The organism is Enterococcus sp. AZ103 (assembly GCF_051714685.1).
GTDB lineage: Bacteria > Bacillota > Bacilli > Lactobacillales > Enterococcaceae > Enterococcus_A > Enterococcus_A alishanensis.
Window position 1 is genome coordinate 698485 of record NZ_JBIOSI010000002.1, and the last position, 16604, is coordinate 715088.

The following is a 16604-nucleotide window of genomic DNA, read 5'->3' on the forward strand; positions in this document are numbered from 1 at the left end:
ATTGTGAAGAAAATACGTAAAGAAAAAATATTTAATAAAGTAATCAATGTATTTATGTTGATTGTGATAATGTTTTCTCAATTCTCATCTTTTGGGGCAGCCTTTGCAGAAGAGGTTCCAAATATAGAAAACAATGAAGTTCAAACTGAACAATCAATTCCCCCTATTGAGAAAGCTGATCAAACGGTGAACCCAAGTATAACGAGAACCGATAAGATTGCTAAATTAGGAGTTGATGTTGCTGTTGATAAAAATAATCCTCCTTCAGGAGATTATTTCAATCTTATATTAACTTTTGGTGGAATGTCTTACGGAACGGACAATACTGTATATAATGCGGTTGCAACGATACCACTATCTTCTTCAGATAAACTTGAGGCAGGGACTTTACCAACAGATCCTAATGGTGAATACACTTGTTCAATAGAAGGAAATAATATTGTCATTAGATTTGCAGAATTTCAGGCCGGTGGGAATTACGATGTTAAGATCCCTGTAAAATTTAAAGAGGGTGTAAGTTTGCCTTCAGAAATTTTATCAGGCCAGGTTACTTTTACCGGAGATAATGCAGATGATGCAGATGCGGCAAGTATACCAGAGGTTTCTCCGTATAATACTGCAAAACCGGTATACATGAATATTATTGACCAAGTTAGTACATTCAAGGCTTATATACCACATTCAGCTCAAATCAATTTGACACCAGAATTAAAAGAAGGTGGGCTAAATGTAGCTAACGGTAAATTGAAAGTTGATTTTCCGGCAGATATTGTCTTAAATGGGCTAAATTTCAAAGGACAAAATATTGATTTATCAACTGTAAAAGCTAATCCAGATGGAACTAAGTATATATTACTAGATGTATCTCCATTTGATGTAGATACATCGAATTTTTCAGGTCTAACGATTGATTACAATTATCCGAAGCTAAAGGATGGAGATCTTCCTGATGGTGTTAATGAGAAGAATTATGAAATAAAAGCTACTTTTACAGGCACAAGATACAACGGTGAAGAATTTACTGAAGCAGGTACCATTAAAGAAAAACAAACACTATATAAAGGTGCTGGAGTCTTAGGAAAGACTGCAACCGAAGAAATTTATAAAAAAGCAGATCAATCAATTGAGTATTCAGTTAATTATACATCTGGTTCTGAAACAAAAAACATGGTCATCATAGACGATCCATATAAAGAGACAGATTTTTTTAAAGGATATAATTACACTGACTTTAATTGGAATTCGACATTAAACAATATAGATAGTCAATTCTCTTATCAAACCAATAAAAATAGTTCATGGCAAGTGGTTGGTGACCCTAGTAAAAATGGTTCCGTGACTGTTTCTTCATTAAATTTAGCAAGTGATGAATATGTTACATTGGTAAAATTAGATCTTTCTTATGGTGGAAGTAAGGTTATTCCAGCTAACAGTGGAGATGTGATTTTCAAATTAAATGGAAAAACAACAGAAAATATTACGGACACTACTTTAAGTACAAATAATAATATTGTTAACACTGCCAAGTTTTCTGGAGAGTATTTAGACGGAGATAGCTATGTAGAAATTAACAAAGAGTACGATGCTACAACCGTTTATATCCCAGAAGTACAGGGAGCTTATCCAGGCTGGGAAGGTTGGGGACAACCATTTTACAACAAAGATTCAGTAACTTCTCAAAATACATTTGCTGCAGGAGATACATTTTCCTATAAAAATACACCGGCAAATGTTGGATGGGCAGGTGGCAATATAGCCATAGAAGACCCTGTTGTATATGTTAAATATCCTAACACTTTAAACATTGATCCTGAAAAAGTAACCATAAAAGGATACGAAGATGGTGTTTTTAAAACAAAACCAACGGTTGAAATTATTCCTAGTGATGGTGGGTATAATTTAGTCAAAATTAGTATTAACGAATCTATGCCGGCTACAACATATGATTCGAAATATCAAGTGATCATTAGAGACATTGAACCAACGAGTAGAACAGGTTCAGCTGTTGATTTTACAGCTTTTTTAGGATCTAATAATCCAAATCAAAAATATGTGGCAGGAGTTGGATGGCGAGGAGCTACAGGAATGCCATGGGCAAACTATGCTGTTGCTATTCAACAATGGGCTACTTTTGACTCTTCTTTAAAATTTTCAAGTGAAATTAAAGTAAGTACTGGTGGAACAAATGAAGAAGACTTTTCGTTTGTAAATTCATTAGTAAATCAAAGTGGAGGAAAAAATGTAATATTCCGGTTAAGTGCTGAAAATATCGGAACAAATCCCACAAATCAAACAGAGTTAATCAGTATGTTGCCTTACAAAAACGACACTGTCACAACTAATGATGTCTCTAAAAACAGTACTATTTCAGGTTATCTAAAAGGTTTATCGATCGATGATGGATCCGGCATTTCTGGAGTCAATTTTGATGAATATGAAATATATGTTTCTAAAGACGCCACCGCTGCTAATAATAAAAAAGATTTAAAAAATACCGGTGTTTCAGGGTATTCTTCTAATTCTACATGGGAACCTTGGGATGGAGCGACTGAATTAACGGATGATTATAGAGCGATAAAAATTGTTAAGAAAAGTGGCCTTGGTATTGGTGAGGGCATAAAAGTTTATATGGATTATCATGTCCCAGAAATTACCACAAATACAGAATCTTTATGGGCTAGTGTGGCACTAGGCGGATATTATAAGTCTGGAAATAATAAATTTAATATAGCAGTGACTGAACCAAGAAAAGCAGGTCTGATGGTTGGGAATGATGCTGTTAAAAGTCTGAACGGATATGCATGGGAAGATAGTAATTGGGATGGGATCAGAAATGATAGTGAACCAGTTATTCCTAATTATCCAGTTTATTTAGTAAATGAGAACAATGATATTATTGATCAAACTACTACAGACGTAAATGGATATTATGAATTCACTCAATTATTTGCAGGTAAGTATCGTGTGATTATGCAAAATGATCGCTATGATGCTGGTTGGGATCTAACTAAAAATCTGGAATTAAATGATAATAACGTGAATGATATGAAACCCATGAGTGATAAAAGTGTCATTTACGATTATGCTCCTTGGCTATCAGATAAAAAAGGTGGTTATCTAGGTATTACGGATACTATCGATCTTACACCTGAAAATATAATTAAGGTAGATAACGTTGATGGTGGATATGTAGATAAATCAAGTGCAAATAATAGTGTAGCTATATCGGGAAATGTTTGGCTAGACACTGCTATAAATGGTATCTGGCAGACTAGTATAGAAGATACGTACCCAGAAGGTACAACGATGAATTTGTATAAAAAGGAAGCAGATGGCACCTATGCTTTTGTAAAAGCAACTGTCACAGATAACAATGGATACTATGAATTTTCTGGTCCCGATTTAACTTCAGGAGATTATGTAGTTGGACTAAAAGAAATGCCGGCATCATATAAGCGAACTGTCAATGGTAGTAGCATGAAATTTGATGATCGGAGCGATACCACTTCTCAAGGGATAGATGCGCCATATGTAACTGCAGAGTTCCATGTAAATGATGGACAAAGAAGTGAGAACTGGGATCTAGGTCTTATTGAAACTGTAGACCTTTATGTAACAAAAATCTGGGAAGACGGCGGGAATACTTCCAAACGTCCAGAAAATATCGTAGTTGAGTTGAAAAAAGATGGCAAAGCATTTAATCAAGATGGCTCAACTGATCCATATGAAATCGTTAAATCAACAGATGGTACTTGGGAAACGCTGGAAATTAAAGGCTTAGAAAAATATCATATGTCTAATGCAAAAGCAGTGGAAAATAAATATACTGTGAACGAAAAAGACGTACCAAGTGGCTATACTATGACTCAGACGGATAAGAGTGATCCTAACGAAAAAAATACTTACCGTTATGAAATTACTAATAAATTAGACAAGACGACCATTGAGGGAACTAAATCATGGGATGACGCCAATGATCAAGATGGTAAACGTCCAAATTCAATCACAGTAAATTTACTGGCTGACGGAAAAAAAGTGGATTCAAAAACAGTCTCTGAGGCAAATGGTTGGAAATACTCTTTTTCTGATTTAGAAATATACAAAGATGATGGAACCGAGATTTCTTACACAATTAACGAAGAAGCTGTGGCTGATTATACACCGACAGTAACAGGGACTAACCTTACTAACACACACACGCCTGAGAAAACGACCGTCGAAGGTACGAAGACTTGGGATGATGCTAATGATCAAGATGGCAAACGTCCAGAATCAATCAATGTGAACTTGTTAGCAGATGGAACAAAAATAGATTCAAAAACAGTTTCTGCAACGGAAGATTGGAAATACTCTTTTACTAACTTAGATAAGTACAAAGATGGTAAAGCAATTTCTTACACAATTACTGAAGATACAGTAACTGACTACACAACCAAAATTACAGGAGCAAATATAACTAACAGCTACACACCAGGAAAAACTAGTGTAACTGTTACTAAGGCTTGGGATGACAATAATGATCAAGACGGTTTAAGACCAGAAAAAATCTCTGTTCAGCTTTATGCGGATGGTGTGAAATCTGGTGCTCCTGAAGAGTTATTTAGTGGAAACAACTGGACAACTACTTGGGCTGATTTAGCTCAAAAGCAAAATAAGAAAGATGTTTCTTACACTGTGAAAGAAGAGGGAACAGTTACAGGGTACACAACTGCTGTTGACGACACTGATAAAGGGAACGTCATCATTACCAATTCACACACGCCTGAGAAAACAACTGTCGAAGGTACGAAGACTTGGGATGATGCTAATGATCAAGATGGTAAACGTCCAGAATCAATCGTCGTAAACTTGTTAGCAGATGGAACAAAAAAAGATTCAAAAACAGTTTCTGCAACGGAAGATTGGAAGTACTCTTTTACTAATTTAGACAAGTATAAAGACGGTAAAGCAATTTCTTACACAATTACTGAGGATACAGTGACAGACTATACGCCAAAAGTAACGGGTGGTGATATTACCAATAGTTATACACCAGGAAAAACCAGTGTAACTGTTACTAAGGCTTGGGATGATAACAATGATCAAGATGGTTTAAGACCAGAAAAAATCTCTGTTCAGCTTTATGCGGATGGTGTGAAATCTGGTGCCCCTGAAGAGTTAAATAGTGATAACAACTGGACAACTACTTGGGTTGATTTAGCTCAAAAGCAAAATAAGAAAGATGTTTCTTACACTGTGAAAGAAGAAGGAACAGTTACAGGGTACACAACTGCTGTTGACGACACTGATAAAGGGAATGTCATCATTACCAATTCACACACGCCTGAGAAAACAACTGTCGAAGGTGCGAAAACTTGGGATGATGCTAATGATCAAGATGGCAAGCGTCCAGAATCAATCAAGGTGAACTTGTTAGCTAATGGGACAAAAGTAGATTCAAAAACAGTCTCTGCAAAAGAGGACTGGAAGTACTCCTTCGCTAACATAGATAAGTACAAAGACGGTAGCAAGATTCTTTACACCATCACCGAAGATACAGTGACTGACTATACACCAACAGTAACAGGTACTGATATTACCAATAGTTATACACCAGGAAAAACCAGTGTAACTGTTACTAAAGCTTGGAATGATAAGAATGATCAAGATGGTTTAAGACCAGATAAAATCTCTGTACAACTTTATGCGGATGGTGTGAAAACCGGTAATCCTGAAGAGCTAAATAGTGGGAACAAATGGACAACTACTTGGAAAGACTTAGACCAAAGAAGAGATGGGAAAGATATTACTTACACAGTGAAAGAAATCGATGATGTGCCTGGATATACGACAGTTATTGATGATTCTGATAAAGGGAACATCATTATTACCAACTCTCATACACCAAAAGTAATAACGACTACGAATAATCCCACTAGTTCTGGCAAGAGCTTTTTAAGTAAAATACTCCCTAATACAGGTGAGAACTATAATTATTTATTTTCTATTTTAGGAACATTAATTGTATTGATGGCGGTTGTTCTTTTTTTCATAAGAAAATTAAGAAAACTAAATAGATAAATATTATAGAAATTATCATTGCAATACATGATCTATTGATAGCAAAAATAAATGATCTTTAGGGTTCAATCAAAATAATTTATACAGTAGATTCTAAAAGGATAGTACTTCTTTTATTTAAGAAAGAAGTACTATCAATCAAAAAAGGGGATTTAAATATGAACAAAAAGTTTTTCTGGTTAAATGGACTACTCGTCTTTTTAACATTATTTATTGGTAAAGGAGTGCTCGCAGATACAGTACAAGTATCAACAGTTGATGATTTAATCACACAAGTTAATACTGCGACACAAGCTAGAACGATTACTTTAGATTCCAACTTTCCTCAAACAATATCGAAAACAATTGATTTGAAAGAAAATACCAGTTATCCAATTATAATTGATGGGCAAAATAAAACCTTAACTTCAGATGGAAGCACTCTAATGTTTTCATATTCTGGAGGGAGCTCTAGTACTGCTGGCTCTGTAACACTTAAAAACATGATTCTTCAAGGAAATAACTCTTCTGGTAAAGCAATAAATACCAGTGGTTATAAAGGCGATTTCAATTTAGATAATGTCTATGTTGGAGACTTCCATAATCCTTCTGATGGTGGAGCTATGAATATTGGCGGGAATACGTCTATTGTAGATAGCACATTTGAAAATAATACGACAAATGCACCTGGATATGGTGGTGGAGCTATTGCTGGAAAACAATTTTCTAGTAAATTAGTAGTTGAAAATTCTAAATTTTTCAATAATGAAACTTTAGCTCTTGGTACAGGAGCTGTTGGTGGCGAGGGTGGAGCAATGTGGTTTTATGCTCCTTCAACTTCTGCTTCTTTTGAATTTAAGAATAATTACTTTAAAGAAAATAAAGCTGTGGAAAATGCTTCTTCTATGACCGGTGTTCAAACACTAGCCGATGGTGGTGCGATCGCATTTTTCAATGTAATGCAAGGAATCAAAATAGATTTCGATTCTAACACATTTGATTCTAACGTTGCCGGAGATAACGGAGGAGCCATTCTAATACAAGCGAATGGTTCGACTTCCACTGATGGCGTTACTTCTGGGATCCTTTTCCAGAACAATACTTTTTATGATAATAAGTCAAATGGTTCTGCAAGCAGTGGCGTAACTCAAAGTGGCGGGGCAATTCAGATTTATCAAAACGGTGGTAGAAGTACCAGTAGAAAAACTATGGTTGACTTTATTTCTAACACATTTGCTGCAAACAAATCAGTAACTTCTGGAGGAGCTATTGGTTTTGCCGGAGCGCCGTTTTTTAATGGTGCTGGAGGAAATTTTACAAACAATATCTTGGTGGATAATGTAAATGGTTATTCTACTGGAACAGAAACACTAAACTCCATTGCATCTTCTTCTGTAAAATCGACTGATAAAGGAAATAATATCGGTTATGATGCGACAGGAGCAACAGGGGACATTGTAAAAGATGGAAAACAAGTTTTTGGAAATATTCCATATGGTCTTGTCCCAGATAATTCTACTATCAGTGCAGGAAGTTCGAATACCAGAGAAACAGTTCCAACTATTCCAATTGCACCAGAACTTCTAGCAGATGCTAAAGTTAAAGATGGGACTAGCTTACCTGTAGATCAAAGAAATATTCCTAGAATAGAACCTTCAGACATTGGGTCTGTTGAAATTTCTTGGTTGAAATATGATAGTAATGGAGGTAAATTTAATTTCGATAATTTACCTGATAAATATGATGGCTCAACTTATTACGGAGAAAAACAACCTACTACTTATTATCAAGTAGGAAATAATACTCAAAAAGTTAATATAATTAATGGACAATCAGATTTAAATGCAAGTAGAGAAAATTATGATTTCTTAGGATGGTCTACTGATCCAAGTGCCACGAAACCAGATGACAATTTAAAAGCTGGCAATCAAACTACAATTGTTTCTGAAGGAGCTACTTTATATGCAGTTTGGACACCAGCGGCTGGTGCAAGCGTAACTGCTCACTATGTAGATGAACAAGGTAAAACAATATCTGAGGATATTATTTTAACTGGTCCAATAGGAGAATCATATACAACAACGCAACAAGAAGTTTTTGGTTATAAATTTAAAGAAGTTGTTGGTAATACAACAGGAACCTTTACGAATGAATCTCAGGAAGTAACCTATATCTACTCAGAAATTGTTCCTGGAAAAATAACTGTTGAGTATTGGGAGTACGATGTAAATGGTAATCCTATTAAAAAAATCCATGCGGATGAAACGATAACTGGTAAATACGGTGAACGTTATGATGCACCAATTATTTATGTACCTGAGTACGGATTTAATGGTGTTATTACAGATGATGGATACGCTCCTCTTAGTGGACTATTACTGAACGAAGAAGCACAAACAATTAAACTTTCTTATCACTTGTTAACAGATGATAATCCTCTTCAAGAAGGAGTAGTAGTTGTTCAGTATCAAGACTCTGAAGGTAAAACTTTAAGAGAAAATGAAATGCTCCGTGGTGCAATTGGTTCTGACTATGCAGCGACTCAATTAAATATTGATAACTATACAATGATTGAAGTTGTTGGAGAACCTACTGGTCAATACACATCAAATGTTAAAGTCGTTACCTTTGTATATAAGAGTAATAGTATTCCGAAAGATGAATTGATTCCTGTATATAGAGCATATAATTCAAATGACGGAGACCACTTATTTACGACTAGTAAAAAAGAATATGATTGGATTCAAACATATAAATGGACGCCAGAAGGTATTGCCTTTCAAAGTGTCGTGCCAACTCATAAAAGTGCGACTAAAGTATACCGTTTGTATAATCCCAATTCAGGAGAACATTTCTATACAACTGATGTAACTGAATACAATAGTGTTGGGGCTGCAGGATGGAAGCAAGAAGGCATTGGTTTCTATATGGTTACTAAAGAAGAAGGAGATCCTGTATACCGAGTATTTAATCCTAATGCAACTGGACCTGGATCACATATGTATACTAAGGTTCGTTCAGAAGCAGATTGGTTGATTAGTTTAGGTTGGAGAGATGAAGGCATTGCCTTCTATACACCTAGATAAATAGAAAACTAATATAAAAAACCAAAAAAGGTTGTTTCTATATAAATGATTTTTATTTCATAGTGTTTAATTATGCTGATATATCTATCAATATTCATTGATTTAAATCATTAATGATAAAATATTTTCAAATTTATCAACATAAAAACGATTTCTTTGTTATAATAAATAAAGTGACAATTATTTATTTTAAGGAGGAATTTCATGAAGAAAATTATTTTAGGAGCTACATTGCTTGTTGGTATGGGTGCAGCCTTTATGCTGAGTACAAATGCGGAGGCAACTTCCCCAGCACCAGAAACAGAAAAAGAATTATATCGTGTCTATAATCCTAATTCAGGAGAACATTTCTTTACAGCAAGTCTTGATGAATACAGCTGGTTAGAAGATCAGGGATGGGTTCAAGAAGACCTTGCCTGGTTGACACCAACTGAAGGAGAAAAAGTTTACCGTCTATACAACCCTAACGCTGGAGACCATTTCTATACCAAGAGTATCGTAGAATATGATTGGTTAAGTAAACAAGGATGGGTTCAAGAAGGTGAATCATTCCTAAGTTCTGCAGACACAACCGCTCCAGTTTACCGAAGCTATAATAAAAATGCACTAGCTGCCGGTGCCCATATGTTCACATTAAGTAAATCTGAACATGATGGTTTAGTGAAATCTGGTTGGATTAACGAAGACGTTCAATTTTATGCTGTATCATATGCAAAACAGCTTGGAGATTTGATTGAGTATGCTAACTCTTTAGAAGAAGCGGATTATGATCCAACTGATTATGCAGATTTTAAAGCAGTTGTAGCAGAGTCTCAAGCAGTGTTAGATAATACTAAGGCTACTCAAGATGAATTACAGGACCAATTGAACAAATTAGCAGATGCTTTAGTTACATTAGAAGAATCTGTAGAAGTACCTGAATCAGAATAATATATTTATGAGAAGTGTTACCTATGGGTATACCTAAGGTAACACTTTTTATTATGCCAATTAAACTTGGATCAAATTTAAGTAGATTAATTTTTTTGTAAAATACAATATTTAAAAGGGGATTATTATGAAAAGAATATTAGAACAAGGGAAAGTATCTTTCCCTCAGGCCATGAGCGATTTTTTCAAAGGTTATGCTGATTTTAGAGGACGGTCTACACGTAGAGGATATTGGTTTGCAATGCTAGGAATTTTAGTTATTTATGTCATTTTAACTATAATTACTGGGATATCTTCCAGCAACAGAGAATACTATGAATCACCTATCAATGGCTTTATGTTATTTATAATTGTACTATTTACTTTAGCAATCATCATTCCTTCCATTGCTTTATCAGTAAGAAGATTAAGAGATACAGGCTTGAAAAGTAAGACAATTTTAGTTTTATTTATTGTATATTATGCCCTTAGTTATACTTGGGGGATGAATTTATACTCAACTGTGTTAAATTCAGTAACTAGCATGGCGTCAGCATATAGTAGCTATTCAGACGTTACTACACCTTTAACAACTTTAAACCTTTCTGGATCACCATTGCTTACCTTCTTTACAATGTTATTATCTATATTTATAACCATTAGTGCTTTTTTACCCTCAGATATGTTTGCTACTACTAGTAAAAATTCGGTACTAACATCAATTTTTTCTGAGAAATAATTATTTGATAAAGACAGATACCATTATAGGTTATCTGTTTTTTTCTTTATAAAATAAAAATGGAGCTGTTCATTATAGGTATGCTTCTATTAGAATTCTATTAATAGTATACGCGTTGAGAAATGAGTAGACCAAAAACGACGGATTTCTCCAGTACAAATAATAAATGAACATTCCCTACGATTAACTTTTATTTCAGTTGATCGTAGTTTTTTTGTTTATCTTGTGAAGTTGTGCTGGAATCTAATTTCATTTTTCAACAGCCACAAATACCAGAGAATAGAACTTCGTGATCCATGAGCTACCATGTATATTTCCTTATAGTTTCCTGATAATTTTTTCCTATGATAAAGCTATCAAAAGGAGGAGCGATATCATGAATGAACTTCTATTAGAAACTAGGGGACTAACAAAGTCTTATCATCATCAAAATGTTGTATCAGATTTAGCCATTAAGGTGCCTAAAAATAGTGTATATGGTCTTTTGGGAGCAAATGGTGCGGGTAAATCAACTACTTTAAAAATGCTGACTGGAATTGTAGCCCCGACGAAGGGAGAAATTCTTTATCAGAACCAATCTTGGAAACGAAAAGATTTAAGTGAGATTGGTGCTTTGATCGAGTCTCCACCCTTATATGGAAACTTAACGGCTAAAGAAAATTTGTTAGTGCGAACAGTGACACTGGGATTACCTAAAGAACGCATTGAAGAGGTATTAAAAATTGTGCAGTTGACTGATACAGGTAAGAAAAAGGCACGACAATTTTCAATGGGCATGAAACAGCGGTTAGGAATTGCCTTGGCATTATTAAATAATCCCAAACTACTGATTTTAGATGAGCCGACAAATGGTTTGGATCCCATTGGTATTCAAGACTTTAGACAGTTGATTCGCTCGTTCCCTGAAAAAGGTATCACAGTTATTCTATCTAGCCATATCTTATCGGAAATTGAACAAACTGTTGATAAAATTGGCATTATTTCAAACGGAAGATTGGGTTATCAAGGGGATTTACCAAAGAATACGCAAGCATTGGAAGAATTATTCTTAGAGATTGCCAAAACATATACTGAAGTCGGAGGTTTTTAAAAATGAAACAATTAATCCAAGCAGAATATATAAAAGGTCGTCGTAGTTTTGGAAGACGTTCGATGATAATTTTTCCAATGGTAGCCATACTTTTTGCAGTTTTTTTAATGAGCGGTCAGTTATCACAAATTGCGGCTTATAATTGGTGGTATATCCTACTTTTACCAGCAGCCGTTGCTTTTTTAGTAATTAGTTTAATTAACAGTGAAAAACGGATGGGATTTATCAATCTAAAAACGTTACCCATCTCAAGTCAGAAAATTTGGGTTTCAAAGATAATTACTGGCTTTACGTATCTCTTTTTGATGAATGTCATGCTGTTTGGATTTTCAACCATTTCTGGACTGCTTTTTGGTTCACAATATCCAATCTGGGGGGGACTATTAGCAGGTTTACTTTTGACAATCACTTGGGCATGGCAAGTACCGCTAGGGATGTGGTTAGTCACAAAATTCAATTCAACAGCAGCATTTTTGTGTCTGATTGCAGCAAATACCGTTTGCTCTTTTCAAGATATTGCCGGTGGGCAGTTATGGTATATTCCTTTTGCCATTCCACCTAGATTAATGACACCAATTATTGGCATCAATCCTAATGGTGTGCCACTTTCAGCAAATAGTCCACTTTGGAATACAAGCGTTATACTTCCAGGGGTTATTATTACTATTTTCTTGTTCATTTTCAGTGCATGGTTTACAACTAAATCATTTGATTGGAGTAGAGAAAAATGATTGATAATTTGCTTGCTGATTTTTTTAAAATAAGAAAAACTCCTTTTTTTCTGCTACATTTACTGATTCCTTTACTAGGGATCTTCATTTTCTTTAGTTATCAAGTAATAGCTCAACATAGCGGTAATTTAATGATGATTAGTTTTTGTCAGGTATTGTCTTTAGTCTATCCTATTGTCGCTGCGTGGCTAACAAATATTGTCATAAATCAAGAAATTGAAGCTGGTGGAGGATTTTTTCTACTGAGTGCGAGGTCTCGTAGTAGTGCTTTATTATCTAAGCTCTTTTATTTGTTGATAGGTGGTTTGTTGGCTTGTTTTATTGCAGTCTTTGGTTATCATTTGCTAAATTTTTTGTTAGTAGCAAGCTATCAATTTTCTTTTTTTCAGGTGGGTCAGTTATTTCTTTTTGTCTTTGGCTGTAGTATTTTCCAGTATTTTTTGCATATGAGCTTATGTCTTAAATTGGGGGAGCATGTCAGTTTTGGAGTAGCCGCATTAGAATTTTTATTAGCAGCTTTAATGATGACCAGTTTAGGAGAGATTCTCTGGATTGTTGTCTCTAGTGCCTGGGGAATGAGGCTGATTCGGTTAATGGGAACTGATTTTACCGGTGATGTACTACTGAAATTTATTCCTTTTCCCCTCATTATTTTGCTAATATTAGTTATAACAGTCTTGATGGGTGTCATTCTCTTTGCCATCATGAGAAGCTGGGAAGGTCGTACGAACGAAGAATAGTTTTTTGGGAGGAAATGATGACAAGAATTTTGATGATTGATGATGATCCACAAATCTTAAAATTAATGAAAACGGCACTTGAGCGACAAGGATATCAAGTTGAGACGGCTGAAAATCCTTCTGAAGTCACTCTTGCAAAAGCAAAGTTTGCCGATTTGATTTTACTTGATGTGATGATGCCTGAAGAAGATGGCTTTAGTTATTTAGAAAGAATTCGGCAGCAAGTGGATGTGCCTATCCTTTTTGTAACAGCAAAAACAGCTGAGCAAGATTTGATTCATGGCTTAGGTATTGGCGCCGATGATTATATCGAAAAGCCTTTTTCAATTGGTGAGTTACGGGCCCGGGTTGCTTCTCATTTAAGAAGGGAGAAGCGAGAACATCATCATGTTTTACGTAGTGGAGAGCTAACCGTTGATTTAGAAGCCAAACAGTTTTATTTCCAGTCAGAAATGATTTCATTTACTAAGTCTGAGTATGCGATTTGTGTTTATTTACTGGAGCATGCCGAACAGGTCTTTTCAAAGGAACAAATCTATGAAGCTGTATTCGGTTTAGATGGTGTTTCAGATGAAACCGTCATTGTTGAGCATATCAAAAATATCCGCAGCAAGTTAAAAAAGTATCAGTTAGCACCAATTCAAACAGTCTGGGGGATTGGCTATAAATGGCAAAAAAACAATCCATTGGTTTGACCAATTATGTGACACGCATTTTATTTATGGCATTTGGAGGGACATTTTTAATCATCCTTCTGATAGTAGCTACATTTTTAGTGATGCTACAAACAAATTTTATTGCACCGTCTAATATTGGAGAAACGGCAGCACGAAATACCATTGAAGATTTAACAGCACAAGGACATTTCTCGACTAATTTTGATACTAGCTATTTTAATTATATCTATTTCAACGCTGAAGGAGAGGTAGTTTCTTCATCTTTGCAAAATAAAGAGTTAACAGATGTAAAAAAACGTTATGAAAACCTCAATCAAGATTACTCTAACGGTGCTTATCTAAAATTTTCAGATGGCAGCTATTCTTTATTTGTTTGGCAGTACCAAGCACTTTTTACTAACGTTTGGTTACGGAGATGTTTACCAAGGCCGGAGTTTCTTTTCTTTGGAATCACTTTGCTATTATTAGTTCTGTATTCTGTATTTATCATTCGCTTTGCGAGTAAAAATTTAAGTAGCAAGATTTCATTAATTAATCAAGCCAGCCAGCAGGTTGCACGGCAAGATTTAGATTCACCAATAAAAATGAAAAGTGGTATTAAAGAGTTTGATAGTAGCTTGAATTCTATGGAAGAAATGCGGCAAACACTTAAAAATTCATTGGTTCAACAGTGGCAAGCACAGCAGCAGCAAAAACAAGATTTAGCAGCATTAAGCCATGATATTAAAACACCACTGACAATTATCAGCGGAAATTCAGAGTTATTATTAGAAGACGAGCTAACAGCACCGCAAAAAGAATCGGTCCGAGCAATTTTTGAATCAAGCCAGCGAGCGCAGCACTATCTTCAAGTGCTACAACAAGTATCCAACTTTGATTTACAGATGAAAGAAAAAACTGAAATGTCAGTCAAAGCGTTACTAAAGGAAATCGATGAAATTTTACGTCCTTTAGCTAAACAAAAAAATTTATTGATTACTTATTCCTTTCCAGAAGGATTAAAAATATTTGCTGATGTATTTAATCTTGTCAGAGCTTTAATCACTCTTGGAGAAAATGCCATAAATTATTCTACAGTAGGAGAAATAAAAATTTCTGTCACCAAAGAAGACAACTATATAAATTTTGTGTTTGAAGATACTGGTCCAGGTTTTTCAGATGAAGGACTGAAACATGCTACGGAGATGTTTTGGCAACAGGATCAGAGTCGCTCAACGAATGTCAATTATGGCATTGGATTAGCTTTAGCTAAAAAAGTTGCAGAAGACCATGGTGGTAAAATTAATATAGAAAATAAAAATGGTGGGGCAAGGGTAACTTTAGTTATTGAGAGTTAATATTGAAGCCATTGATTAAGAAGAAAAACATACGGTTTGTTGAAGAGTGCTGACAGATAAAAAAAAAAAGCCATCTATTTAAAGATAGCTAAGTAAACTTTTTGGATATTATCTATTTAAGATCACTCTTGAAATAAAAATGGCTACTAAATAACCTAATACTAACAAAAAAAAACCAAGAAAAGCCTTTTTAAACAACTCTTTTTTATTCATTTTTTACCAACTTTCTGAATTTTATTAATATTATACGCTTTTAACGGTCAGATAAAAATAATGAATGTTCGTAAAATATTGAAACTTGTTACTTCTTCTTTTTGGCTTGTTTACTAAAGTATAAATCAAAAGGACAGTCACAATAACAACACCAACAATTAATAAAATATATTTTATAGTATCTATTGCGATTTTCGCGAATACTTCAATAAAACTCCCTAGCCACTGAGGCAAAGTAAAGATGATATAAAAAAAGCAGCAAATTTTAAATTGATAGGTAGATGATGCAAAAATTATTTTTCACACTGCTTTCCTTAGTTAAAACTGCCAATCATTCTTTGTTAATTTAAAAAAAAGTTCAGTTTTTACTTCGTTTAGCAAGGGTATGTCTACATTATCAAGCTGTAAGACATATTCAAAGCCTAATTTTTCTACTACTCTTTTGGAATTATTATTTTCAATGAATATACCGGCCCAAACATTTTCCATACCGAGATCATTAAAACAATATTGAATCACCCGTTTTGCAGCCTCAGGCATGAAACTTTTTCCCCAATAAGGAAAACCCAGCCAGTAGCCGATTTCTGCATCTTTTTTACCCATAAAAGAGCGTCGTTCGCTTGTTTGATTTAAAATGATTCCAATCGAACCAATTACTTTTTCAGGCTGTTCTTTTAGACAAATCGCAAAGTCATGTTCTTTAGAAAACACATTTTTTATTATCTCTAAACTATTTTCAACACTGGTATGTGGCGGCCAACCAGTAATAGGCCCAACTTTTTCATTAGATGCCAGCTCGAATAATGCCTCTGCATCATGATTTGACCAAGGACGTAAAATTAAGCGCTCCGTTTCTAAAATCATATGATTTCCCCACCTTAAATTTAAGATTTATTTGATTATAGCATGTTGAAATATTAGCGACTATATCAGTCAAATGGATAGGGTGTTGCTAGTAACTATCCGGAAATAATTTTCATAGATTCTATCAAATTTTTTAACACTTTTTTATAGCAGATTGATAAAAGTAAAATGAAGAGGTG

At 34.6% G+C, this 16604-nt stretch carries 10 protein-coding genes; 9 read left to right on the plus strand and 1 reads right to left on the minus strand.

The genetic code is table 11. The features are described 5' to 3' along the window. Positions 1-3 precede the first annotated feature (3 nt). The 9 genes from ID741_RS18005 to ID741_RS18045 all read left to right on the plus strand — a co-directional run bounded on the left by ID741_RS18005 (position 4) and on the right by ID741_RS18045 (position 15348). Complete coding sequence (locus ID741_RS18005; protein ID WP_438721060.1) at positions 4-6060, plus strand: Cna B-type domain-containing protein; 6057 nt, start codon at positions 4-6, stop codon at positions 6058-6060. A 158-nt stretch (positions 6061-6218) separates the two neighbouring features. Then, positions 6219-9125 (plus strand): MucBP domain-containing protein, encoded by a 2907-nt coding sequence (locus ID741_RS18010; RefSeq protein ID WP_218327303.1) that lies wholly within the window; start codon positions 6219-6221, stop codon positions 9123-9125. Between the two features lie 204 nt (positions 9126-9329). Further along, the gene (locus tag ID741_RS18015) at positions 9330-10055 is read left to right on the plus strand and encodes a hypothetical protein (RefSeq protein ID WP_218327302.1); all 726 of its coding nucleotides are present in this window, start codon (positions 9330-9332) and stop codon (positions 10053-10055) included. Positions 10056-10182: 127 nt separating this feature from the next. Then, positions 10183-10773: a DUF805 domain-containing protein gene (locus ID741_RS18020; protein ID WP_218327301.1), complete on the plus strand. Its 591-nt coding sequence runs from the start codon at positions 10183-10185 to the stop codon at positions 10771-10773. A 376-nt stretch (positions 10774-11149) separates the two neighbouring features. Beyond that, the gene (locus ID741_RS18025; RefSeq protein WP_218327300.1) at positions 11150-11863 is read left to right on the plus strand and encodes a lantibiotic protection ABC transporter ATP-binding protein; all 714 of its coding nucleotides are present in this window, start codon (positions 11150-11152) and stop codon (positions 11861-11863) included. Between the two features lie 2 nt (positions 11864-11865). Beyond that, a complete protein-coding gene (locus ID741_RS18030; RefSeq protein WP_218327299.1) occupies positions 11866-12594 on the plus strand; it encodes a lantibiotic immunity ABC transporter MutE/EpiE family permease subunit in 729 nt (242 codons plus the stop codon). Further along, positions 12591-13334 carry a lantibiotic immunity ABC transporter MutG family permease subunit gene (locus tag ID741_RS18035; protein ID WP_438721061.1) on the plus strand — a complete coding sequence of 248 codons (744 nt, stop codon included), beginning with the start codon at positions 12591-12593 and terminating at the stop codon, positions 13332-13334. The genes ID741_RS18030 and ID741_RS18035 overlap by 4 nt, the downstream gene beginning before the upstream one ends. Before the next feature lie 17 nt (positions 13335-13351). Next, the gene (locus ID741_RS18040; protein ID WP_218327297.1) at positions 13352-14029 is read left to right on the plus strand and encodes a response regulator transcription factor; all 678 of its coding nucleotides are present in this window, start codon (positions 13352-13354) and stop codon (positions 14027-14029) included. Next, the gene (locus tag ID741_RS18045) at positions 14002-15348 is read left to right on the plus strand and encodes a HAMP domain-containing sensor histidine kinase (RefSeq protein WP_218327296.1); all 1347 of its coding nucleotides are present in this window, start codon (positions 14002-14004) and stop codon (positions 15346-15348) included. Before ID741_RS18040 ends, ID741_RS18045 begins: the two co-directional genes overlap by 28 nt. 531 nt (positions 15349-15879) lie before the next feature. On the opposite strand, the gene ID741_RS18050 is transcribed toward ID741_RS18045, so the two are convergent. Beyond that, positions 15880-16425 (minus strand): GNAT family N-acetyltransferase, encoded by a 546-nt coding sequence (locus ID741_RS18050; RefSeq protein ID WP_438721063.1) that lies wholly within the window; start codon positions 16423-16425, stop codon positions 15880-15882. Positions 16426-16604: the final 179 nt, after the last annotated feature.